Origin of the sequence: Microvirga rosea (assembly GCF_020595095.1) — a bacterium.
GTDB classification, from domain to species: Bacteria; Pseudomonadota; Alphaproteobacteria; order Rhizobiales; family Beijerinckiaceae; genus Microvirga; species Microvirga rosea.
This window is the reverse complement of record NZ_JAJDOP010000001.1, coordinates 624,577-645,643: the sequence shown is the minus strand read 5'-3', so window position 1 is coordinate 645,643 and position 21,067 is coordinate 624,577. Positions and strand designations below refer to the sequence as shown.

At 62.0% G+C, this 21,067-nt stretch carries 17 protein-coding genes; 11 read left to right on the top strand and 6 right to left on the bottom strand.

Going from position 1 to position 21,067, the window contains the following annotated elements; translation table 11 throughout:
- The first annotated feature begins 52 nt into the window (after nt 1-52).
- The 3 genes from LJD17_RS03070 (at nt 53) to LJD17_RS03060 (ending at nt 2,914) form a co-directional block, all read left to right on the top strand.
- Complete coding sequence (locus tag LJD17_RS03070; RefSeq protein ID WP_227382635.1) at nt 53-1,165, top strand: S-(hydroxymethyl)glutathione dehydrogenase/class III alcohol dehydrogenase; 1,113 nt, start codon at nt 53-55, stop codon at nt 1,163-1,165.
- Nucleotides 1,166-1,370: 205 nt separating this feature from the next.
- Complete coding sequence (locus LJD17_RS03065) at nt 1,371-1,907, top strand: hypothetical protein (protein ID WP_227382634.1); 537 nt, start codon at nt 1,371-1,373, stop codon at nt 1,905-1,907.
- An 86-nt stretch (nt 1,908-1,993) separates the two neighbouring features.
- Nucleotides 1,994-2,914, top strand: a complete 921-nt coding sequence (locus LJD17_RS03060) for a DUF533 domain-containing protein (RefSeq protein ID WP_227382633.1) — start codon at nt 1,994-1,996, stop codon at nt 2,912-2,914.
- Nucleotides 2,915-2,917: 3 nt separating this feature from the next.
- On the opposite strand, the gene LJD17_RS03055 is transcribed toward LJD17_RS03060, so the two are convergent.
- Nucleotides 2,918-3,523: an NUDIX domain-containing protein gene (locus tag LJD17_RS03055; protein WP_227382632.1), complete on the bottom strand. Its 606-nt coding sequence runs from the start codon at nt 3,521-3,523 to the stop codon at nt 2,918-2,920.
- A 146-nt stretch (nt 3,524-3,669) separates the two neighbouring features.
- Between LJD17_RS03055 and LJD17_RS03050 the strand changes: the two genes are divergently transcribed.
- From LJD17_RS03050 to LJD17_RS03035, 4 genes are all read left to right on the top strand, one after another.
- Entirely contained in the window at nt 3,670-4,497 is an 828-nt protein-coding gene (locus LJD17_RS03050; RefSeq protein WP_319799666.1) for an SIR2 family NAD-dependent protein deacylase, read from the top strand.
- Between the two features lie 204 nt (nt 4,498-4,701).
- A complete protein-coding gene (locus LJD17_RS03045; RefSeq protein WP_227382630.1) occupies nt 4,702-5,865 on the top strand; it encodes an OpgC family protein in 1,164 nt (387 codons plus the stop codon).
- Nucleotides 5,775-6,620 (top strand): SGNH/GDSL hydrolase family protein, encoded by an 846-nt coding sequence (locus tag LJD17_RS03040; protein ID WP_455029919.1) that lies wholly within the window; start codon nt 5,775-5,777, stop codon nt 6,618-6,620. Before LJD17_RS03045 ends, LJD17_RS03040 begins: the two co-directional genes overlap by 91 nt.
- 77 nt (nt 6,621-6,697) lie before the next feature.
- On the top strand, nt 6,698-8,017 hold the full coding sequence (locus LJD17_RS03035) for an AmpG family muropeptide MFS transporter (RefSeq protein ID WP_227382627.1): 1,320 nt from the start codon (nt 6,698-6,700) through the stop codon (nt 8,015-8,017).
- Nucleotides 8,018-8,024: 7 nt separating this feature from the next.
- Here LJD17_RS03035 and LJD17_RS03030 read toward each other — a convergent pair whose 3' ends face one another.
- The 4 genes from LJD17_RS03030 to xylF form a co-directional block, all read right to left on the bottom strand.
- Nucleotides 8,025-8,777: an SDR family NAD(P)-dependent oxidoreductase gene (locus LJD17_RS03030; protein WP_227382626.1), complete on the bottom strand. Its 753-nt coding sequence runs from the start codon at nt 8,775-8,777 to the stop codon at nt 8,025-8,027.
- Between the two features lie 176 nt (nt 8,778-8,953).
- Nucleotides 8,954-9,733 (bottom strand): ATP-binding cassette domain-containing protein, encoded by a 780-nt coding sequence (locus LJD17_RS03025; RefSeq protein WP_227382623.1) that lies wholly within the window; start codon nt 9,731-9,733, stop codon nt 8,954-8,956.
- A gap of 11 nt (nt 9,734-9,744) precedes the next feature.
- The gene (locus LJD17_RS03020) at nt 9,745-11,046 is read right to left on the bottom strand and encodes a sugar ABC transporter permease (RefSeq protein WP_227382622.1); all 1,302 of its coding nucleotides are present in this window, start codon (nt 11,044-11,046) and stop codon (nt 9,745-9,747) included.
- 170 nt (nt 11,047-11,216) lie between these two features.
- Nucleotides 11,217-12,263, bottom strand: coding sequence for a D-xylose ABC transporter substrate-binding protein (xylF, locus tag LJD17_RS03015; RefSeq protein ID WP_227382621.1), 1,047 nt, complete (start codon nt 12,261-12,263; stop codon nt 11,217-11,219).
- A gap of 230 nt (nt 12,264-12,493) precedes the next feature.
- Between xylF and LJD17_RS03010 the strand changes: the two genes are divergently transcribed.
- Entirely contained in the window at nt 12,494-13,702 is a 1,209-nt protein-coding gene (locus tag LJD17_RS03010; RefSeq protein ID WP_227382620.1) for an ROK family protein, read from the top strand.
- Nucleotides 13,703-13,708: 6 nt separating this feature from the next.
- Here the strand turns inward: LJD17_RS03010 and LJD17_RS03005 are convergent, their stop codons facing one another.
- Nucleotides 13,709-14,329 carry a TetR/AcrR family transcriptional regulator gene (locus tag LJD17_RS03005; RefSeq protein WP_227382617.1) on the bottom strand — a complete coding sequence of 207 codons (621 nt, stop codon included), beginning with the start codon at nt 14,327-14,329 and terminating at the stop codon, nt 13,709-13,711.
- Between the two features lie 86 nt (nt 14,330-14,415).
- Here LJD17_RS03005 and LJD17_RS03000 point away from each other — a divergent pair, with 86 nt between their 5' ends.
- From LJD17_RS03000 to LJD17_RS02990, 3 genes are all read left to right on the top strand, one after another.
- Nucleotides 14,416-14,994, top strand: coding sequence for a hydrolase (locus LJD17_RS03000; RefSeq protein WP_227382615.1), 579 nt, complete (start codon nt 14,416-14,418; stop codon nt 14,992-14,994).
- Between the two features lie 136 nt (nt 14,995-15,130).
- The gene (gene polA, locus LJD17_RS02995; RefSeq protein ID WP_227382614.1) at nt 15,131-18,169 is read left to right on the top strand and encodes a DNA polymerase I; all 3,039 of its coding nucleotides are present in this window, start codon (nt 15,131-15,133) and stop codon (nt 18,167-18,169) included.
- 516 nt (nt 18,170-18,685) lie between these two features.
- Nucleotides 18,686-21,034, top strand: a complete 2,349-nt coding sequence (locus LJD17_RS02990) for a calcium-binding protein (protein ID WP_227382612.1) — start codon at nt 18,686-18,688, stop codon at nt 21,032-21,034.
- The last annotated feature ends 33 nt before the right edge of the window (nt 21,035-21,067 follow it).

Here is a 21,067-nt window from a genome sequence, read left to right as displayed (position 1 = left end):
GCTATCCTGGTTCGCATAGTCACCGCCGAAAGCCCAACAGGAAAGACACCCGATGGAAACAAGAGCAGCCGTGGCCTGGGAAGCAGGAAAGCCCCTCACGATCGAAACCGTGCGGATTGAAGGTCCGCAGGCGGGCGAGGTGCTGGTGGAGGTCATGGCGACCGGCATCTGCCACACGGACGCCTATACGCTCTCGGGGCTCGATTCGGAGGGCAAGTTCCCGGCGATCCTCGGCCACGAGGGCGCAGGGATCGTCCGCGAGGTGGGCGCGGGCGTCACGAGCCTCAAGCCCGGGGACCATGTGATTCCGCTCTACACACCCGAATGCCGGCAATGCAAATCCTGCCTGTCGCGGCGTACGAATCTGTGCACGGCGATCCGCTCCACCCAGGGGCAAGGGCTGATGCCGGACGGCACGAGCCGCTTTCGCTGCGATGGCGATACGGTCTTCCACTACATGGGCTGCTCCACCTTCGCCAATTTCACGGTGCTGCCGGAGATCGCCCTGGCGAAAATCCGTGAGGACGCGCCGTTCGACAAGATTTGCTATATCGGCTGCGGCGTCACCACCGGGATCGGCGCGGTGATCTATACCGCCAAGGTCTGGCCCGGCGCCAATGTGGCGGTGTTCGGCCTCGGCGGCATCGGCCTCAATGTGATCCAAGGCGCCCGTATGGTCGGCGCCGACAGGATCATCGGCATCGACATCAATCCCTCCAAGCGCGCGATGGCCGAAAAATTCGGCATGACCGACTTCATCAACCCGAGCGAGATCGGAAACGACAAGGTCGTGCAGGCCATCGTCGATCTCACGGGCGGCGGCGCGGACTTCTCCTTCGATGCCACGGGCAACGTGAATGTCATGCGCCAAGCCCTGGAATGCTGTCACCGCGGGTGGGGCGAGAGCATCATCATCGGCGTCGCCGAAGCGGGCCGGGAAATCGCCACGCGACCGTTCCAGCTCGTAACCGGCCGCGTCTGGAAAGGCACGGCCTTTGGTGGCGCGAGGGGCCGCACGGACGTGCCGAAGATCGTCGACTGGTACATGGAGGGAAAGATCAACATCGACGATCTGATCACCCACAAGATGCCGCTCGAGGAGATCAACACGGCCTTCGACCTCATGCACGAGGGCAAGTCGATCCGCTCGGTAGTGGTTTATTAAGACGTTATTGCGCTACGCCACAGTAAGGCCAAGCTTCGCTGGCGGGTACTAGGCATATTTTCGGTTCGAAAAGTGTTCTGGCGCACCGCCTGCGAGGTAACGCAAAGGAATTTGCAGCTTTGGAATGATAGAGCATAGCTCTTGTCGATCATTTGAGCTATGAGAGCGCTTTCCACCCGAATCTTTTCATCCCGAAGCTGGCCCCATGGAACAGACCCGCGAACCTCTTCTTAGACCCAATGCCGACCAATTGGTCAGCAAGGCCGTCGGCATGACTCAGGCGGCCCTCGCCTCGGATGCGGGCAAGGCCGTTCGGGCCGCGATCTCGCAGGGCCAGGCGGGTTTGATGCAGCATCTTTCCCAGGCTGCCCAGCAGAATATGCCGGATCCGCTGACCCAGGCGCGGGTGCTGCTTGCAGAGCAGAGCCAGAACTTTGACGTGATGCGCGGCGCGATCGGCCAGATCGGCGAATGCCTGGCGCATCTGAACGAGACATCGTCGGACCCGCACACGCGGGAGCCGCACATGACGACCTTGCTCAATGCTCAGGCTGAAGCCATTCAGGGCCTCACCCTGCTCGTGCTCAAGGGGCAGCAGGTCCAGACCCAGTTGATCAATGCCGTCGAGACCAACTCCCGTACAGCGAGCGCAGCCGGCGGCATGCCCAAATGGGCCTATCTGGCGATGGGTGCCATGACGGTATGGAGTCTCATCACCATGGTGTTCTCGACGATCTTCTGATCGCAAGGAGCCACCAAACCGGGCGATTGTTTGCGCGGGAAAGCAATTTCCAGGTAAATTCAAAAGATTCGTGGGGGGCAGCATCCATGTTCGATGCCAAGAAACTTCTCGATGCCCTTGGGACGCCGGCCGGGACGCCAGCAGCCTCAGGTAGTCAGCCTGCGCCTGTTCCGGCCGCCCCCAAGCCTGCGGAGGCGCCAAAGCCACCCCCGGCCAACCCCCTCGGGGCCGGAAGCCTGCTGAGCGATCTGATCGATCTGGCCAATCGCCCTTCCCCGCCTCCGCCACCGGCCGCGCAACAGGCCGAGGGCGAACCACCCCCGGCTCCGCCGAAACAGGAAAAGCCCCCGGCGGCCCCACCGCCGAGCGATCTCACGGACCTGCTCCTCCGCCGGGCGCAGGACTACCTCAAGACGCCCCAGGGCAATGCCGCCGTGCATGCCGTGATGGTGGGTGTCACCAAGGCCGCGCTGAACTCGCAAACGGGTCGCAAGCTGACCGAGAAGGCAAAAGCCAAGGGCGCGGCCCTGTTCAGCCGTTTCATGAACAAGGGTGGGGACACGAGCCCTGTCCTTGAAGGCGAAGCTCTGCCGAGGCCCTCTGAACCGGCAGCCCTCCTGCCTCCTGCGCCGACGGCAGCTCCGTCCCTGCAGGCCGAGAACACCGCACTCCTGGTTTTGCGCGCCATGATCGCCGCAGCGGCCGCCGACGGGCGCATCGATGAAGGCGAGCGCACCCGGATCCTCGGGACCCTCAAGAATGCCGGGATCGATGGCGAAGGCGTTCACCTTATCGAGGCGGAGCTGGCCCGTCCGGCAACGGCAGCGGAGCTCGCAGCCGCCGTCAAGACTCCGGAAGCAGCCATCCAGGTTTATACGGCAGCCCGTCGCATCATCACGCCGAACACGGTGGAGGAGCGGGTCTTCCTGGCACACCTTTCCGGGGCCCTCGGGCTCGATCCCCGCGTCGTGGCCCAGATCGATGCGGCGGCTGCAGGCGCGATCTGAGCCTTACGCCTGTTCCTTCGGCACCCGGATGCTTTCCGAAGGAAACAATTCTGCGTGGCGAAGGGCGAGCGCCTGAACGAGCGTCATCGTCTTCAGGTCGCAGAGCGCCTGGCTTTCAATGAGCCGCGGCAGATCGGAAATGGGGAACTCGCAAACCGCGATATCTTCGTGTTCCTCCGCCAAGCCTCCACCCACGCCTGTTCTGTCCGTCTCTGAATAGGGCGCGAGAAAGAGATGGACCTGCTCGGTGGAATACCCAGGTGAAGCCCAGGTCGCGCCGACATGCTCGAGGCTGCCCAAGCGAAGGCCGGCCTCTTCCGTGGCCTCCCGTCTGATCCCGTCTTCCGGCGTCTCTCCCGGATCGATGAGCCCTGCGATGGCCTCCAGAATATCGGCCGGACAACCTGCCTGAAGGGCGGGAGCCCTGAACTGTCGGATGAGCACGGCCGTCCGCCGGACCGGATCATAAGGCAGGACGGCAGCCGCGGGAGGGCTTTCCAGAACCTCCCGCTGCATGGTGTCTCCGTCAGAATTCTCAAGCGTGAGAAGCAGCAGGTTTCTCCGGCCCTTGTAGACAGATTCGGCTTTTGTGATCCGGTTTTGCGACATTCTGGTTTCCTGAGGTTGCGAGCCGAGGGAATTTCCCTCTGCGTTGTCCCGTGGGAAGAGGCATTTCCTCAGCCTTCCGTTCCATGGGGAGCCCAAAAACCACCCGATGCGTTATCGGCCTGACGAACAGTCGGGAGACAGACGCCGTGGACGATTTGGCAGAAGCCATCCGTAACCGCCAAGCCATTCTTTTCGCCGGGGCCGGCGTGTCGATGACGGTCGGGCTTCCATCCTGGCGGACGCTGACCGAACACATCGCGCAGGAACTGCACATCGACGGAGAGGATCTCGCGGAAACGGAGGTCAACCACCTGACGCTGGCCGAATATTACCGTCTCACGAAGGGCAGCATCGGGCCCTTGCGGAGCTGGATGGACCGGAAATGGACGCTGCCGGACGAACAGCTCAAGGCCTCCCGCGTTCATGCCCTGATCTGCGAGCTCGACTTTCCGATCATCTACACGACAAATTTCGACCGCAACCTCGAGGCTGCCTTCTCGCTCCACGGCAAGCCGTTCGTGAAGATCGTCGATGCGAAGGACATTGCGCGCATTCGTGACGGCGTGCCGCAGATCGTCAAATATCACGGCGACTTCGATGACGACCAATCGATCGTCATCGCCGAAACCGATTACCTTGATCGCCTGTCGTTCGAATCACCCCTCGACATCAAATTTCGATCGGATGCGCTCGGAAAGACAATTCTCTTCGTGGGGTACAGCCTGACAGATCTCAACATCAGGTTTCTCCTGCACCGACTCTGGAAAACGTGGAAAGGCTCCGGTTTCGAAAAGGATCGCCCGCCCTCCTACGTCTTCATGCTCCGCCCCAATCCGGTGGAGCAGGCCGTCTTGGAGCAGTGGGGATTGCGGGTTCTGACTGAGCCGGATTGCGCTCCTGAAAACGCCCTCGAAATGTTCCTGGACAAGCTATGTCGCACTGTTTCCGCGAAAGCGGACGCAGGAGAACGATGAACCGTTGCATCGGCATCCGCATGGATCGCCTTCGCGATCATCGAGATGTGAATGCGGTGTGTCTGGAAATTCTCGCGATCTGGCTCACGATAAGATTCTGACAAGGTTTGTTCGATTAGCAGACATCGTGGCGCTTGACCGCGCAGGTACGCGAACCAGATCGCGACCTTGGCGTTTTCCAAGAAGGAAAGGGACGTTCGATTGATGGATGCAGCAGGACGCAATGGGACGATTGATCTGTGGCGAGGCCTCGTCCTCCTGATCATCTTCGTCAATCATATTCCCGGCAACATCATCGAGAACATCACGCCTCGAACCTTCGGCTTTTCGGACTCGGCCGAGGCCTTCATCTTCATTTCGGGACTCTCGCTGGCATTGGTGTATTACCGCAGAATCCCGCAAGGAGACGTCCTTGGCGTTGTTCGCCGATGCCTGCGGCGATCCCTTGAACTCTACCGCATGCACCTTCTTCTGACCGCCGGAGCCATCGCGCTTTTCTCGATCGGATACGAACTCAGCGACGATATCGGCCTCATCGAGGCGGATGGCCGCAGCGCCGTGTTTGGAGATACGGCGAAAGGCGTGACGGGAATTCTCGTGCTGGGCCACCAGCTTGGCTATTTCAATATCCTGCCTTTGTATATCGCGTTGATGCTGTGGGCGCCGGTGGCACTCGTACTGGCAAGAATTCATGTGCTCGTCGCCCTTGCCGTTTCTCTCGGGATTTATGCTCTCGCCCGGAGCGGCGTCCTCGCCCTGCCAAGTTGGCCGGAGCCTGGAACGTGGTTCTTCAATCCGTTTGCCTGGCAGCTTCTCTTCACCCTCGGCATCGTCACCGGCGTGGCATTCGTCTTGCGACCGATCCCGCTGACCCGTACCTGCATGATGTGCGCCCTGACCGTTGCAGTAAGCGCGTTTTTCGTGGTCATGGACATGTTCGGTCTGGCCCCGGGCCTGCGGGACGCGGCATTCACGCAGCTCGACCTGCCGAAATACGATCTTGGCCTTGGTCGCTTGGTCCATTTCCTCGCCATCGCCTATTTGCTGACCCAGTGGCGGATTGGCGACAAGCTTGGGCAGACCTTTTTGGGGCCGGATCTGCAACGGCTTGGCCGTAACGGGCTGGTGATCTTTGCGGCCGGCTCTCTTCTGAGTGCGTTGGGGCAGGTCATCATGACGCTCGCCTCCGTCAAATCCTCCGCTAGTCCCCACATCATCGGCATGGTATTCACCATCATCGGGGTGATTGGTCTTCTGGCACTGGCGCGATATCTGGAATGGAACAAATTCAACGCGGACGGCCCGCAAAACGGTCGTACACGAGGTCTCGCGCTGTCGCCTGTCTCGCCGGGACGCTTGCCGTCCTGAGCTTGGCCTTCTCCATCATGCCGGTCCCGAGTTATGCGACTGAGAAATCGTGCGGGTCGGCAGGGTCGGTCTTCCGGCCGCAGGGATTGTTGAGCGCCATCTCCCGAAAACTCAACCGACACGAGCCGGTGCGGATTCTGGCAATAGGCTCCTCTTCAACCGAAGGCGTGGGCGCATCGAGGCCCGATCGAGCCTATCCGGCTCAGCTGCAGGCTGATCTGTCGGAGGTCTGGCACGAGACGGTGACTGTCGTGAATGCCGGGATCGGCGGCGAGACCGCGACCATGACGGTCGAGCGGTTGGAAGCGGCGCTCAGGGCCGGAGGCTACGATCTGGTCATTTGGCAGGTCGGCACCAACGACGCGGTTGCCGGTGTCGCCGAAGGCAGCTTTCGTGCCCTCCTGGAGCGGGGCATTTCGGCCGCAAAGACGAGCGGGACCGAGCTGATCCTCCTCGATCAGCAGTATTTTCCGACAATCCGCGATCCTGCCCGGTACGAGCGGTTCGTCCAGCTCGTCGGCGTGGTGGGCGAGGAACGCCGTGTGCCGGTCTTTTCCCGGTATGCGATGATGAAGCAGTGGGGCGAGCGCTCCACCGAAGATCTCCGCTCCATGTTGTCGTCGGACAGTTTCCATATGAGCGACAAGGGCTACGATTGCCTCGCCAGCCGCGTCGCCAGCGACATCGCGTCGATGGTGGTGCGCCCTGTCGCGCAGACGGATCGGACGGCCCTCGCAGCGGCCGGCCGGCGTTAACGGCGTTGCAACGTCCGCCCATCACGATGGCAGCTCGGCTTTCCGCATAAGCCGCCTTTTCCGTAACGGCAGGATCCATGGCACAACCCACATCGGCAGAGAAACGTCGGCTTTCGCTCCGAACGCTCCTCACGGACGGCCGCGTGGCCCTGATGCTGCCGCTCGGATTTTCATCCGGATTGCCCTTCCTGCTGGTGTTCAGCACCTTGTCCGCATGGCTGCGGGAGGCCGGCATTTCGCGAACCGAGATCGGCATGCTGAGCTGGGTCGCGCTCGCATATTCGTTCAAGTTCCTCTGGGCCCCGATCGTCGACCGCTATGACGTTCCGCTTCTTTCCTCGATCCTCGGTCGGCGTCGGGGATGGATGGCACTTTCTCAGATCATGACGGCCGTCGGCCTCGTGGGCATCGCCCTGGGCAATCCGCAGACCCACCTGTCCATTACGATCATGGCCGCCCTTTTGGTCGCCTTCTCCTCGGCGACCCAGGACGTGGTGATCGATGGCTGGCGGATCGACGCCGCGGCGACGGAACGGCAAGGCATGATGGCGGCGAGCCTCCAGCTTGGCTATCGGCTCGCGCTCATCTGCGCCGGCGCCGGCGCTCTTTACATTGCCGAGTTCGTGAACTGGCGCAGTGCCTATCTGACGATGGCGGCGCTGATGACGATTGGGCTTGCGGCCACCATGATCGCTCCCCGGGCCGATGAGAGCGCTCCTCGACAGCACCTTCCGTTTGCGGCCGCCATTCTCGAACCTCTGACGGAGATGTTCAGGCGAAAGGGCCTGATCCTGATCCCGATCCTGGCTTTGGTCGCCTGCTTCCGCCTGCCTGATTTCGTGGCAGGCGTCATGGCCAATCCCCTTTACATCGACCTTGGGTTCTCGAAGGCCGATATCGCCAATGTGTCCAAGCTCTACGGCGTCTGGATCGGCATCGCCGGCGCTTTTGCGGGCGGCATCGCCGTCACGCGTCTCGGCCTTTGGTGGACGCTGCTGATCGGCTCGTTCATCGCCGCCTCCTCGAACCTGATGTTTTCCTGGCTCGCCATGGAGGGTGCGCGGCTCGATCTGCTGATCCTGGCCATCAGCATCGACAATTTCGCGGGCGGCTTCGCAGGCTCGGCTCTTGTGGCCTATATGTCGGGGCTGACGGCGCCGGGCTTCGCGGCGACACAATATGCCCTCTTGAGCTCTCTTTATGCGCTTCCCGGCAAGCTGATCGGCGGGGCGTCGGGCGCCGTGGTGGACGCCTACGGCTATCCGCTGCTGTTTTCAGCCACGGCCGCCATCGGCATCCCGCTGATCATCCTGTGCTTCGTGGTGCGGCGGGATACCCTTCAAAGGGACGCGGGCGTGCCGGAGGAGGCTCCCGCGCCGGCGCAATCCCGCGCCTGATGCGCCGCTACACCCATCCGCCATCCACAAGGTAGCTTTGCGCCGTGATGGCGTCGGCGTCTTCCGAGGCCAGGAAGAGAGCCACCTTCGCGATATCCTCGGGCACGAGCTTGCGCTTCACGCACTGGCGCCTCAGGAGTTCCTGTTCGCCTTCCGGCGTGAGCCAGAGGTCGATCTGGCGCTGGGTCATGATCCAGCCCGGTACGATGGAGTTGACGCGGACGTTCTTCGGCCCGAGTTCCCGCGCCAGGGCGCGGGTGAGACCGACCACGGCGGATTTCGCCGTCTTGTAGGCCGCGAAGGAATCATCGCTGACGAGATAGCTCGTCGAGCCCATGTTGATGACCGAGCCGCCGCCGGCCTTTTCCATGTCGGGCAGAACGGCCTGTGTCGCGAAGAATTGGTGATCCAGATTGGTGGCAAAGCGCTCGCGCCAGTATTCCGGCGTCACCTGATCGATCGTATGCCGGTCGTCCCGCGCCGCATTGTTAATAAGGACCGTGATCGGCCCCAGGGCCTCGCTCGCGCGCCGGATCGCTGCCTGAAGAGCCGGGATGTCGCGCACGTCGCTATGCTCGAAATGGACCCGCTCGCCCATGCGCCTGGCGAGCGCCTGCCCGGCTTCGGCATCGTAGTCCAGAACCGCGACCTTGGATCCTTGGGCATGGAACGCCGTTGCGATGCTCTCGCCGATGCCGCTGGCGCCGCCGGTGATAAGGACGGTCTTGTTCTTCAAGGAACCGTAGACGGTCTGGGTCATGAATTGAACCTTTTTCAAGAAAACGTTTCGGGATCATCCCCCGTTCGGCCGGGTTCTCCCGATCTGGAATGATCGTTGGGCTGTGACCGGGATCAGGGTGAAGGCGAGCATGCGCCGCCGTCAACAGGTCGGCTTTCGGGCTCGGCTTCTTTTCTCGCCCGACATGTTCACGGTGCTCAGCTCGCTCCAGGCCCCGGCGTCGCGCCCGCCGGACATTTGCCGAGAATGATCATCCCGAGCACCTCGTCCTGGGTCACGTCGGAAACGCTCGCGGTGCCGACGAGCTTGCCGTTCTTCATCACGCTCACACGATCCGCAAGGCCGAACACGTCGTGGATATCGTGACTGATAAGGAAGATGCCGATTCCTTCCTTCTTCAGCTGAAGCACGAGATCCGCCACCTGCTGCGTCTCGGCGGGACCGAGGGCGGCGGTCGGCTCGTCCATGATCAGGACACGTGCATTGAAGTAGATGGCACGGGCGATGGCCACGGATTGCCGCTGTCCGCCGGACAGGGCCTTTACGGGCTCCTTGAACCGCCGGAAATGCGGGTTCAGGCGCGACATTACCTTGCGGGTTTCCGCCTCCATCGTCGCATCGTCCAAAGTGCCGTAGGGCGTCAGGACCTCACGGCCGAGGAAGATGTTTCCGGCGGCATCGATGTTATCGGCAAGGGCCAAGGTCTGATAGATCGTCTCGATCCCGTAACGCTTGGCGTCGCGCGGAGAGCCGATATCGGCGTGTTGTCCGTTCACATAGATCTCGCCCGCATCGGGCCTGTAGGCACCGGACAGAATCTTGATCAGCGTCGATTTCCCGGCTCCGTTGTGGCCAAGCAACCCCACCACCTCGCCGGGACGGAGATCGACCGAGACGCCGTCAACGGCCTTGATGCCGCCGAAGGCGATGGAAATGTTGCGCATCTCGACGAGAGGGGCCGTGTCAGTGTTTGGCATGATGCGCTCCCTTACTTGATGCGCCGGCGATAAAGGCTGTCGACCCAGACGGCCAGCACCAGAACCGCGCCGACGACGATGTTCTGCAGCGGCGTATCCACTCCCAGCAACACCATGCCCGATTGCAGGGACTGCATCACGAGGGCGCCGAGCATGGCACCCGCGATGGTGCCGATGCCGCCGGCGAGCGATGTTCCGCCGATCACCGCAGATGCAATGACATAGAGCTCATCGAGAGTCCCGGCCGCATTGGTGGCTGCGTTGAGCCGCGCGGTGGAGATGCAGGCGGAGATCCCGCATAGGAGACCCATGAGGCCGAACACTTTCATCAAGGTCCAGCGCGTGTTGATGCCCGACAGCTCCGCCGCCTCCGGATTGCCGCCGATGGCGAATACATAGCGCCCGAAACGCCGCCGCTTGGCGAGAAACGTCATGAACAGTCCGACCACGACCGCGATCAGAACCGGCAATGCGACGCCATGGGGAATGATCAGCCCGCCTTCCGGCCAGGCGATGCCGTTGGCTTCCGCCCATCGCCGCGCAGTTCCGGCCGGCAGCGGATAGGAATTGGCGATGACGGCCGCACCCAGCACGGCGCCGCAGGCCAGCACGGCGATCACCGCATCCGCCCAGCCCGGACGGACCGGAAAACCGAAACGGATCCGCCGACGGCGCGCAAAGCCGAGCGCCACGACGATCAACCCGCAGGCAATGGCGGCGATCACCCAGGTCGCGTTCGCGCCGAGCGCCCCCTCGACACCGCCGCCGAAAGCCTTGAAGCGGGTATCCATGGGCGCGATGGTCTGTCCCGCGGTCACCCACCAGGCGGCGCCCCGCCAGACGAGAAGGCCGCCCAAGGTCACGATGAAGGACGGAATGCCCAGATAGGCGATGAGCCAACCCTGAAAGAGCCCGATGGCTCCGCCGACCGCAATGGCGATCAGCACGGCGATCGGCGCGGTCAGCCAATGCTCGAAACCCAGCCATCCGGGGAGCCATTGCACCTGAACCACGCCGACGATCATCCCGACAAGGCCAAGGATGGCGCCGACCGAGAGATCGATGTTGCGCGTGACGATGATCAGCACCATGCCGGTCGACATGACCGCGATGGAGGCCGTTTGGACAGAAAGGTTCCAAAGGTTGCGCGGCGTGAGAAAAAGTCCGCCCGAGAGAATGTCGAACCCGATCCAGATGACCGCGAGCGCTCCGAGCATGCCCAGCATGCGGACATCGATTTCGAGCTTCGACAGGAGAGATCCCTCCGACGAGGAACTCTGGGGTGGAGCAGTCGTGGTGGCGGGTGCTGTCATGACATCGCTCGCTTCATGGAAAAATCATTCCGGGCCCGCGAGGCGGAGACGGGAAACCCATTGCCGTGGCCGTTCTCGGAACGCCCGGCTCACGCGGCATCACCCTGGACAGGATCAGCGCGTCATGGGTTCCGGTCTCGCCTGCCGGCGGCCCGGAATGATGGATTAGATCAGTTACAGACCTTGACGGATCCGGGCTTCACGCCCTGGCACACCACGTCCTTCGTCACCCAGCCCGCATTGATGACCACGTCGAGATTGTCCTTCGTGATCGCCACGGGCTTGAGGAAGATCGCCGTCATGTTCTGCTTCTTCGGCCCGAGATTCCATGACATGGAGCCCTGGACCTCGTTCAGCTTCTTGCCGCCGGCAAGCTGCAGGGCGATTTCCGCCGCGTTGCGGCCGAGTTCACGGGCATCCTTGAAGACGGAGACGGTCTGGGTCCCGAGCGCGACGCGGTTGAGAGCGGCCTTGTCCGCATCCTGGCCCGAAACCGGCACGGAGCCTGCCAGCCCCTGCGCGGCCAGAGCCGCGATGGCGCCGCCCGCCGTGCCGTCGTTGGCGGCGACGACCGCATCGACCTTGTTGTTGTTCTTGGTCAGGAACTGTTCCATGTTCCGCTGCGCATTCGCTGGAAGCCAGCCATCCGTATAAGCTTCGCCGACATTCTTGATCTTGCCGGAATCGATGCCAGGCTTGAGCACTTCCATCGCGCCCTGGAACAGGAAGTTGGCGTTCGGGTCGGCACCGGAGCCCTTGATGAAGACGTAGTTGCCTTCCGGCTTGACCTTCAGAACTTCGCGGGCCTGCAGGCGACCGACCTCGACATTGTCGAAGGTCAGGTAGAAGGCTTGGGGAATCTCGATGAGGCGGTCGTAGCCGACCACCGGAATTCCCTCGGCAACCGCTTTCTCGACGGCCGGGCGGATGGCGTCTGAATCCTGCGCCAGGACGATCAGCGCCTTTGCGCCGCGAGCGATCAGGCTTTCAATATCCGTCAGCTGCTTGGCGGGTGACGACTGCGCATCGGCGGACACATAGGTGCCGCCGGCTTTTTCAACCGCCGCCTTGATCGCGGCTTCGTCGGTCTTCCAGCGCTCTTCCTGGAAGTTCGACCAGCTTACGCCGACCACCGGGCCTTTGCCCTGGGCGAAGGCGGCATTCGCCGATAGCGCGAGAGCCGCAAGGCTGACGAGTAGATGCTTCTTGGACAACATGAAATTCCCTCCTGGGGCAGCGGTCCCCGCAACGCCCTCATTGTCATGGCGGGGCGCCCCTCCGGTCTCTGGAGGCGGCCTTCCACGCGCATGCTCGCCACGTGTATTGTTCGAGCAGGGAAATAAATATCCTGACCAGGGAGGCTTTCAAGCGGGAAAGAGCTTATCATTTGGTCGAACGGGTGCTCTTTTTGAATTGTTTTATTCGACAAACGAACAAATATGATTGCATGTCCGGTAGCTCCCTCAGTCCCCGCGAAGTCGCCCGCCGCCGCCTGCTCGATACGCTGCGCCGGGAAGGACCGCTTGCCCGGGTCGAAATCGGCCATCATCTGGGCATGAGCCCGGCCAGCGTTTCCGAACTGACGGCAAGCCTGCTGGATGAAGGCGTCCTGGTGACCGAGGAAGGCAGCGAGGCCCTTTCCGGCCTGATCCGCGGGCGCCCGAAGGTGCGCCTGTTCTTTGCCGACAGCCTGGGTTTCGTGATCGGGGTATGGACCGGGTTCAACCGGATCGAGCTTCGCCTCGTGGACAGTGCCGGGCGCAACCGGGCGAGCCGCCATGTGGAGCGGCCCCTGCGCAATCTTGAGGCCGATGCGCTGATGGACGTGCTGTCGGAAACCATCACGGCCTTCGCGAGAGATTCCGGCGCACCGGACGTCAAAGCCGTTGGTCTCGCCTGCCAGGGCTATGTGGATACGAAAGAAGGGATTGTCGCGTGGAGCCCGGTTCTCGGCACCCGTGACCTGCCCCTTGCCGAAGGGCTGGGGCAGCGGCTCGGGAAGCCCGTACTGATCGAAAACGACGCAAGCGCGATGGCCTTCGCCATTGCCCAGCGCGATCCGGCCTTGCGCGTCGGCCGGACGGCCTGCCTGATGATCGGAGACGGTGTCGGCCTCGGATTTCTCGTTCAAGGCGAGCTTTACCGTGGAGCGCGATCGGGCGGCAGCGAGTTCGGCCATGTGCGCCTGCGGCGCAGCGGGCCCCAATGCCGTTGCGGCGGGCGCGGCTGCATCGAGGCCTTCCTGGCCGATTATGCGCTCCACCGCGATGCCCAGCTCATCGACCACCGTCCGGCACCGACGATTCTGATCCCATCCGAGGACGCCATGGGCGCCCTCGTGGCCCAGGCCCGCGCGGGCGATACGGCCTTGCTCCACCTGTTCCGGGAAGCGGGTGAGGTTTTGGGCGATGCCGCCAGCATCCTGATCCAGACCCTCGAGCCGGATCATATCGTGATTTGCGGTCCCGGCACGCGTGCCATGGATCTCCTGAGCCCCTCCTTCGAAGCGGCTTTGGAACATCAGACCATTCCGGCCCTCCGTTCCCTGACGACCATCCAGGTGGTCGAATCCTCCATGGATCTTCTGACCGAGGGGGTCGTCATGCAGGCCCTGCGCGAACTCGATCAGGACCTCGCCCGGCTCAGGGCCGCCTAGAATCCATCACGCCCCGTCTTCGATCTGACGAACCAGCATCGCCCGTAGATCGCGCAGGACATCGTCGCGAACCGGAAGCTCGGCCTCGCCGCTGATGGCGACCGAAACCCGCATCAGGTGAAGCACGATCACCGCCAACCGTTGAGCACGTCCGGATGGCAAAGGTGGGTCCATCGCCATGAGGAGTGTCGCAATCTGGCCGCGCATGCGTTGCCGGCGCTCCGCTTTCTGAGCCTTGTCGCCGGCAGGCCGGTCGGACAGGACCACGAAGGACGGATGAGCCACGAGAAAACCGGCAAGGTCCTGGAACAGGCGGTCAACCAGTTCCGCGGGGCTCAAACCCCGCACCACGTCCCCCAAGGCGCCCAGCATCTGGGACAACGCCTCCCCGTTCGCACTCTGAAGCGAATCGGCAAGCAGCTCCTTCGTTGGAAAGAATTGATAGAGCGAGCCGATGGAGGCTCCGGCCCGGGCGGCGATTTCGGTCATGGTGGCGGCGTCGAAGCCTTTTTCCGCGAAGACCTCCTCGCCCGCCTTCAAAAGCGCGGCCACCCGTTCCCGGCCGCGGCGACGCTGGGGCGCCCGCACCCCTGGATCCACCTTCTCGCTTGCTTTTTGTGAGGACATCCTCATATATCCAATACATGAGCCTATCCTCATGTTTAACTGCCCGGGATAGGCTCTCTCCTCCTTCGATACCGGAAAGCTCTCTCATGCTGAAGCTCGATCCCCACAGCACGGCCCTGATTCTCATCGACGTGCAAAACGGCACCCTCGCCCAGCCCTTGACGCCTCATTCCCGGGAGCAGGTCATCGCCAACGCCGCCTCCCTTGCCACAAGCCTGGCTCGGGCGGGCGGCGTCCTGGCTCTGGTGCGCGTGACGTTCTCCGAAGGCTATGCCGATCGACCTCGGGGCATGACCGACGTCCCGATGATCCTTCCAGACGGAGGATTGCCTGAAGACTGGAGCACCTTTCCGCCGGAGATCTCGGCGCTCCGACCGGATATCGTCGTGACGAAGCGACAGTGGAGCGCGTTCTTCGGCACCGAGCTCGATCTTCAGCTCCGCCGACGGGGCGTTGAGACCGTCATCATCGGTGGCCTGATGACGAATTTCGGAGTCGAATCGACGGCGCGGGACGCCTGGCAGCTCAACTATGGGACGCTCGTCGCTCATGACGCATCGAGCAGCATCGGGCCCGACCTGCATGAGTTTGCCGTGCGCAATACCCTACCGCGCGTGGCACGGGTACGATCGACCCAGGACCTCATTGCCGCGCTGGGGGCCTGATCCTGCTCGGGTGGCCCCTCCGGCCACCCGTTCACCGGAAGGTGCAAGAAAACGCCGCTCGAGTGACGGAGCCGTAGCTTTCGGGTCGCAAAGCCCTTATTTCTCTCTCACAAGAGACCTTCACCTTCGAGACCCAATGGCTTCCTCCCGTCCCGTTACCGCCGGCGATCACGTGTTTCTCGTCGACGGCTCGTCCTTCATCTTCCGGGCCTACTTCCAGTCCATGAACCAGGACTCGAAGTACAACAGTCGCATCTCGGACGGGATGCCAACGGGGGCGGTTCGTCTTTTCGTCTCGAAGCTTCTCCAATTCGTGCGCGACGGGGCGGCCGGGTTCATGCCGACGCACCTGGCCATCGTACTCGACAAATCGGAAGGGTCCTTCCGGAAGGAACTCTACGAGGATTACAAAGGCCATCGACCGGATGCACCCGAGGATCTGAAGGTGCAGATGCCTCTCATGCGCGAGGCCATCCGGGCCTTCGGCCTCGAGCCCATCGAGCAGGCGAGATACGAAGCGGACGATCTGATCGCTACCTACACCCAGGAGGCCAAGGCCCGGGGCGCCAACGTGCTGATCGTCTCTTCCGACAAGGACCTGATGCAGCTCGTCGACCCGCTCGTGCTGTTTTATGACTTCGAATCGGGCCAGAAGGGCAAGCCGGGTTATCGCCCCGAGCGAAATCTCGACGTTGCCGCCGTCACCGAGAAGTGGGAAGGCATTCCGCCCGAGAAGATCGGCGACGTGCTGGCGCTCATGGGAGACACCTCGGACAATGTGCCGGGCGTCCCGGGCATCGGCCTCAAGACGGCCGCGCAGCTCATCAAGGAATACGGCGACCTCGAAACGCTTCTGGAGCGCGCCCAGGAGATCAAGCAGCCCAAGCGGCGCGAGACCCTGATCAACAATGCCGAGGCGGCACGCCTCTCCAAGAAGCTGGTGATGCTGGATTGCGAAGCCCCGCTTCCGGTGGCGCTTGATGCGCTACGGTTGCCGGAGCCCGATCCGAAGGCACTGATCGGCTTTCTGAAGGCCATGGAGTTCAGCACCCTGACCCGCCGGGTCGCCGAACTCTACGATGTGGACCCCACGCAGATCGAGCCCGACCCTCGCCTGATGCCGGGCGGCGAAGCAATCACCTGGCAGCGCAGCGGCGGCCCCGTGGCGGGACAGAACGAGGTGCCCTTTGCAGGCGGTGGGTCTGGCGACGTCGATCCCTTTGCCGGGCTGGATCTTCCCGAAACGAGCGCTCTGCGCAAACCCGTCGACGGGCTTGGCACTCCGTCACAGCTCGCCGGCAGGCGCGCGACGGAGGCTTCCTCGCAGGCAATCGACGTCAATGCTTATGAGACCGTCACGAGCCTCGACCGACTGAAGGAATGGATGGAGCAGGCACAGAGCCAGGGTTTTCTGGCCGTCGACACGGAAACGAGCGCGCTCGATGCCAATCTCGCGGACCTCGTGGGTTTCTCGCTCGCGCTCGAGCCGGGTAAGGCAGCCTATGTGCCGCTGCAGCACCGGAACGATTCCGACCTTTTCGGCGGCGGCCTCGTCCCAGGTCAGATTCCCCTCAACGATGCGATCGCAGCCATCAAGCCCGTGCTGGAGGATCCGTCCGTTCTCAAGATCGGCCAGAACCTGAAATACGACTGGGTGGTGTTCAAACGCTACGGCATCGATCTGCGACCGTTCGACGATACGATGCTGATCTCCTACGTGCTCGACGCGGGCAAGGGCCCGCATGGCATGGACGAGCTTTCACGCCGCCATCTCGGCCATTCGCCCATCAGCTTCACGGATGTGGCCGGCACGGGCCGCAACAAGGTGAGCTTCGACCGGGTGGAAATCGACAAGGCCACGGCCTATGCGGCGGAAGACGCCGATGTGACCCTGCGCCTGTGGCAGATGCTGAAGCCGCGTCTCGCAGCGGAGCATCGGTCCACCGTCTACGAGACCCTGGAGCGCCCCCTGGTCGACGTGATTGCCCGCATGGAGATGCGCGGGATTGCGGTGGACCGGCAGATTCTCAGCCGCCTGTCGGGCGACTTCGCCCAGAGCCTCGCCCGTCTCGAAGACGAGATTCACGAGATCGCCGGTGAGAAATTCGCGTTGGGCTCTCCAAAGCAGATCGGCGACATCCTGTTCGGCAAGATGGGATTGCCGGGCGCAAAGAAGACGCCCTCGGGACAATGGGCGACCCCGGCGACCCTGCTCGATGAACTGGCCCAGGCGGGCCACGTGCTGCCCGAGAAGATCCTCGAATGGCGTCAGCTCGCCAAGCTGAAATCCACCTATACGGATACGCTGCAGGAGCATATGCACCCCGAGACCAAACGGGTGCACACCTCCTTCTCGCTCGCCTCGACCACGACGGGGCGCCTGTCGTCCTCGGAACCGAACCTTCAGAACATTCCAATCCGCACGGAGGCGGGACGCAAGATCCGCAAGGCTTTCGTGGCGCCGGAAGGCTCCAAGATCATCTCGGCGGATTACAGCCAGATCGAACTGCGCATCCTGGCGCACATGGCCGACATCCCGCAGTTGCAGGAAGCCTTCGCCAAGGGACAGGACATCCATGCCGCCACGGCTTCGGCGATGTTCGGTGTGCCCCTCGACCAGATGACGTCGGATCTGCGCCGGCAGGCGAAGACCATCAATTTCGGCATCATCTACGGCATCTCCGCCTTCGGCCTCGCCGTGCGCCTCGGCATCCCCAATGCGGACGCGGCAGCCTTCATCAAGCAGTACTTCGAGCGTTTCCCGGGCATCCGGGCCTATATGGACGACATCAAGAAAACGACCCGCGAGAAGGGTTATGTGACGACATTGTTCGGACGGGTCTGCCATTACCCGCAGATCAAGTCCGGCAACCCCTCCGAGCGCGCGGCCGTGGAGCGGCAGGCGATCAACGCGCCCATTCAGGGAACCGCCGCCGACATCATCCGCCGCGCCATGATCCGCATGGAGGATGCGCTCAAGGCCGAGCGCCTGTCCGCGCGCATGCTGCTGCAGGTCCACGACGAACTGGTGTTCGAAGCCCCCGATGACGAGATCGACGCAACCTTGCCGGTGATCTCCCGGGTCATGACGGAGGCCCCCTTCCCGGCGGTGACCTTGAAGGTTCCCCTCGCCGTCGAAGCCCGTGCCGCGCAGAACTGGGACGAGGCTCATTGAGGGACGCGCGTCACCATCGTTGACCCAACGGCAGGAATGTGAACTTGCGCCGTTCGATATTATCCGCCTGATCTTGAGCGCGAAGACGCACGGGACCAAGTTCGGCCGTCCCGCTCGCCGCAAGACATCGGCGCAACCGTGTCCTGGCGCACATGGCGTCTTGCGCTTTGTCAGGCGCTGAAAGCAGACGCTGCGGTTATTTTCGTTCTATAGCACGAAAAATCCGAGAAAAGGCAGTCACGTATCTGCCGCTACGTAATGTGCCGCAGTCACCCTACCTCCCTGAACAGAGAGTTGTGAGCCTTTAGGGCCGACTTTATAGCCTATCCAGATTTGACTGATGGTTCCGTAGCTTCTGTTGCTTGTGAAGCGATGCAAAATCCTTCGTGTTTCCAAAAGGAATACTTAGCATCATTTTGAATATCGGCCACTTGGACATTGCCGCTCTTCACGCCCATGCCGAGTGCACCAAGTCACTCGCTTTTCCCTTCATTCGACCTCCCGGAGATCCTAGAGATGACTTTCAAAATTTGGGGCACTGAGAATACCATCGACACTGATACCACTGTCGGACGCGACAGCGTCACGATGCTCGCCACGGGTGGCTATGTGGTGACCTGGCGTCAGAACAAGCAGATCGCTTACCAGCTTTATGACGGCGAGGGGACGGCGGACGGTGATATTCGTTTCGTCGAGGCGTCGACCCTCGACCAGGAATTTTCCGATGTTTACTCTTATGATCCCGATGGCGGCTTTGTGATTCAATGGTCGGAGAAAAATCCGGTCACCGGGAGAACCATAAAGTCGCAAAAGTTTACATTCGACGGCAGCGACGACAGCAACGCAGTCACGCTGACGGATACCGCAGTCTACGACGATGCCGAGATCAGCGCCGATGGCTCTCAGAATGCCTGGGCGACGGCGTATGTCGAGAAGGTTGCCGGTAAGACGTCAATCCGTCTCGTCCAATTTGGTACCGCTGTCGACATTGCCGAAGGATCCTCGGTCGGCAACCCGGATGTAGCCTGGCTCGGCAACACAAAGCATGTTGTGACCTGGAAGAATGGCACCGCTGTGTCGCTTGCGATCGTCAATGACGGCGCCAGCACCGTGAAGCCCACAGCTATTACCGGCGCGACCTCCGCGGATGTCGTAGCCCTGAATGATCCTGAAACCGGGCAGCCGAACGGGACGTTCGCCATCATCACCGAGAAAGGCGCTGCGGGAATTGAAGCTCACCTTTATGATTCATCGGGCAATCCGCTCAAGGATCAGGACAACCAGGACATCGTCGTCACCGTCGCGGGCGCGAAGCCGAACTCCGACTTCGACTGCGCCAGTGTCACCGCCTTAAAGGACGGTGGGTTTGCAGTTGCCTATATCGCCAAAGACGGGACGGATGACGGCGACGTCTTCGTTCGCGTCATTGGCGCGGACGGCGCAGCCGGCAATCCGATGAAGGTGAATAATCGTGCGACGATCGACAGCCACGGCTCTCAAACGACTCCCGTCATCTCCGAAATGGCAGACGGGCGTCTCTCCATATCATGGCATGACCCGGCAATCACGGACGGCATTGCGCCAAGCATCATCTCCTCGACTATCGTTGACGCCCGCACGGGCAAGGTGACTGTGAACGGCACCAGCCACAACGACATTTATGCTCCATCTGAGTATACGGGCGACTCGCTTGATGGCGGAGAGGGTATCGATACCCTTACCTTCAAGGGCGCATCCGCCGGCGTTGCCGTCAATCTCGCCAACGAGGCCGAGGGCCAGAGCGGGTCGGCGGGCGATGCGGCCAGCGATACCTATAAGAACTTCGAGAACATCAACGGTTCGGCCTTCGGTGATCATCTAGTCGGTGCTGCCGGAACCAACAGGCTCGACGGCGGAGCCGGCAACGATTACCTCGATGGCGGCACAGACAATGACGTGATGATTGGTGGAGCGGGCAGCGACACCTTCGTCGTCAGCCAAGCCGGCGACGCGGTTCAGGAAAGCAGTGCTGCGGATGGAGGCGTCGATACGATCAACACCTCTGTTTCCCATGTCCTCGAAGCCTATGTGGAAAACATGATTGCGACCGGCCCGGACGCGATCACTCTGACCGGGAACGGCCTGAGCAACAATCTCGTCGGCAACGGCAACAACAACACGCTGGTCGGCGGCGGCGGCGACGATGTCATGAATGGCGGCGGCGGAGCCGACGATATGGATGGCGGCGCCGGTAACGACACCTACTATGTCGACAACGCTAGCGACTTCGTACACGACAGTGGAAGCGGCGACGTGGACACGGTGGTCGTTACGATCAACTACGACCTCAACAAGTTGGTCGGCATCGAAAACATCACGGGATCCGGCAGTGCCGCGATCACTCTGACAGGCAATGCCGGCAACAATATCCTCAACGGCAATGACGGCCCCAATATTATTTATGGCGGCGCCGGCAACGACGTCCTGAACGGATATGGCGGGAATGACCGGCTCCATGGCGGGCTCGGTGCTGATCGCCTCACCGGCGGCACCGGCCGGGATATCTTCGTGTTCGATACCAATCCGAAGACGGCACGCAATACCGACAAAATCGTCGATTTCAGTGTGAAGGACGACTCCATTTACCTGGAAAACAAGTACTTCAAGGTCGGCTCGAAAGGCACGATCAATAAGCCGGCCCAGCTATCCAGCAAGATGTTCCATGTTGGAACCAAGGCGCACGACAAGGATGATCGTCTTATCTACGACAACAAGAAGGGCGTCCTTTATTACGACGACGATGGCATCGGGTCTCACAAGGCCTATGTTGTTGCAACGCTGTCGCAGGGCCTGAAGATGACCTATAAGGATTTCTTCGTGATCTGACGATCAACCTGATCGATATTCATGCCCTCAGGG

Bases quoted from the DNA above. Each gene is read 5' to 3' on its own strand.
- LJD17_RS03070 (WP_227382635.1), top strand. From the start codon at position 53: ATGGAAACAAGAGCAGCCGTGGCCTGGGAAGCAGGAAAGCCCCTCACG.
- LJD17_RS03065 (WP_227382634.1), top strand. From the start codon at position 1,371: ATGGAACAGACCCGCGAACCTCTTCTTAGACCCAATGCCGACCAATTG.
- LJD17_RS03060 (WP_227382633.1), top strand. From the start codon at position 1,994: ATGTTCGATGCCAAGAAACTTCTCGATGCCCTTGGGACGCCGGCCGGG.
- LJD17_RS03055 (WP_227382632.1), bottom strand. From the start codon at position 3,523: ATGTCGCAAAACCGGATCACAAAAGCCGAATCTGTCTACAAGGGCCGG.
- LJD17_RS03045 (WP_227382630.1), top strand. From the start codon at position 4,702: ATGGATGCAGCAGGACGCAATGGGACGATTGATCTGTGGCGAGGCCTC.
- LJD17_RS03040 (WP_455029919.1), top strand. From the start codon at position 5,775: ATGGAACAAATTCAACGCGGACGGCCCGCAAAACGGTCGTACACGAGG.
- LJD17_RS03035 (WP_227382627.1), top strand. From the start codon at position 6,698: ATGGCACAACCCACATCGGCAGAGAAACGTCGGCTTTCGCTCCGAACG.
- LJD17_RS03030 (WP_227382626.1), bottom strand. From the start codon at position 8,777: ATGACCCAGACCGTCTACGGTTCCTTGAAGAACAAGACCGTCCTTATC.
- LJD17_RS03025 (WP_227382623.1), bottom strand. From the start codon at position 9,733: ATGCCAAACACTGACACGGCCCCTCTCGTCGAGATGCGCAACATTTCC.
- LJD17_RS03020 (WP_227382622.1), bottom strand. From the start codon at position 11,046: ATGACAGCACCCGCCACCACGACTGCTCCACCCCAGAGTTCCTCGTCG.
- xylF (WP_227382621.1), bottom strand. From the start codon at position 12,263: ATGTTGTCCAAGAAGCATCTACTCGTCAGCCTTGCGGCTCTCGCGCTA.
- LJD17_RS03010 (WP_227382620.1), top strand. From the start codon at position 12,494: ATGTCCGGTAGCTCCCTCAGTCCCCGCGAAGTCGCCCGCCGCCGCCTG.
- LJD17_RS03005 (WP_227382617.1), bottom strand. From the start codon at position 14,329: ATGTCCTCACAAAAAGCAAGCGAGAAGGTGGATCCAGGGGTGCGGGCG.
- LJD17_RS03000 (WP_227382615.1), top strand. From the start codon at position 14,416: ATGCTGAAGCTCGATCCCCACAGCACGGCCCTGATTCTCATCGACGTG.
- polA (WP_227382614.1), top strand. From the start codon at position 15,131: ATGGCTTCCTCCCGTCCCGTTACCGCCGGCGATCACGTGTTTCTCGTC.
- LJD17_RS02990 (WP_227382612.1), top strand. From the start codon at position 18,686: ATGACTTTCAAAATTTGGGGCACTGAGAATACCATCGACACTGATACC.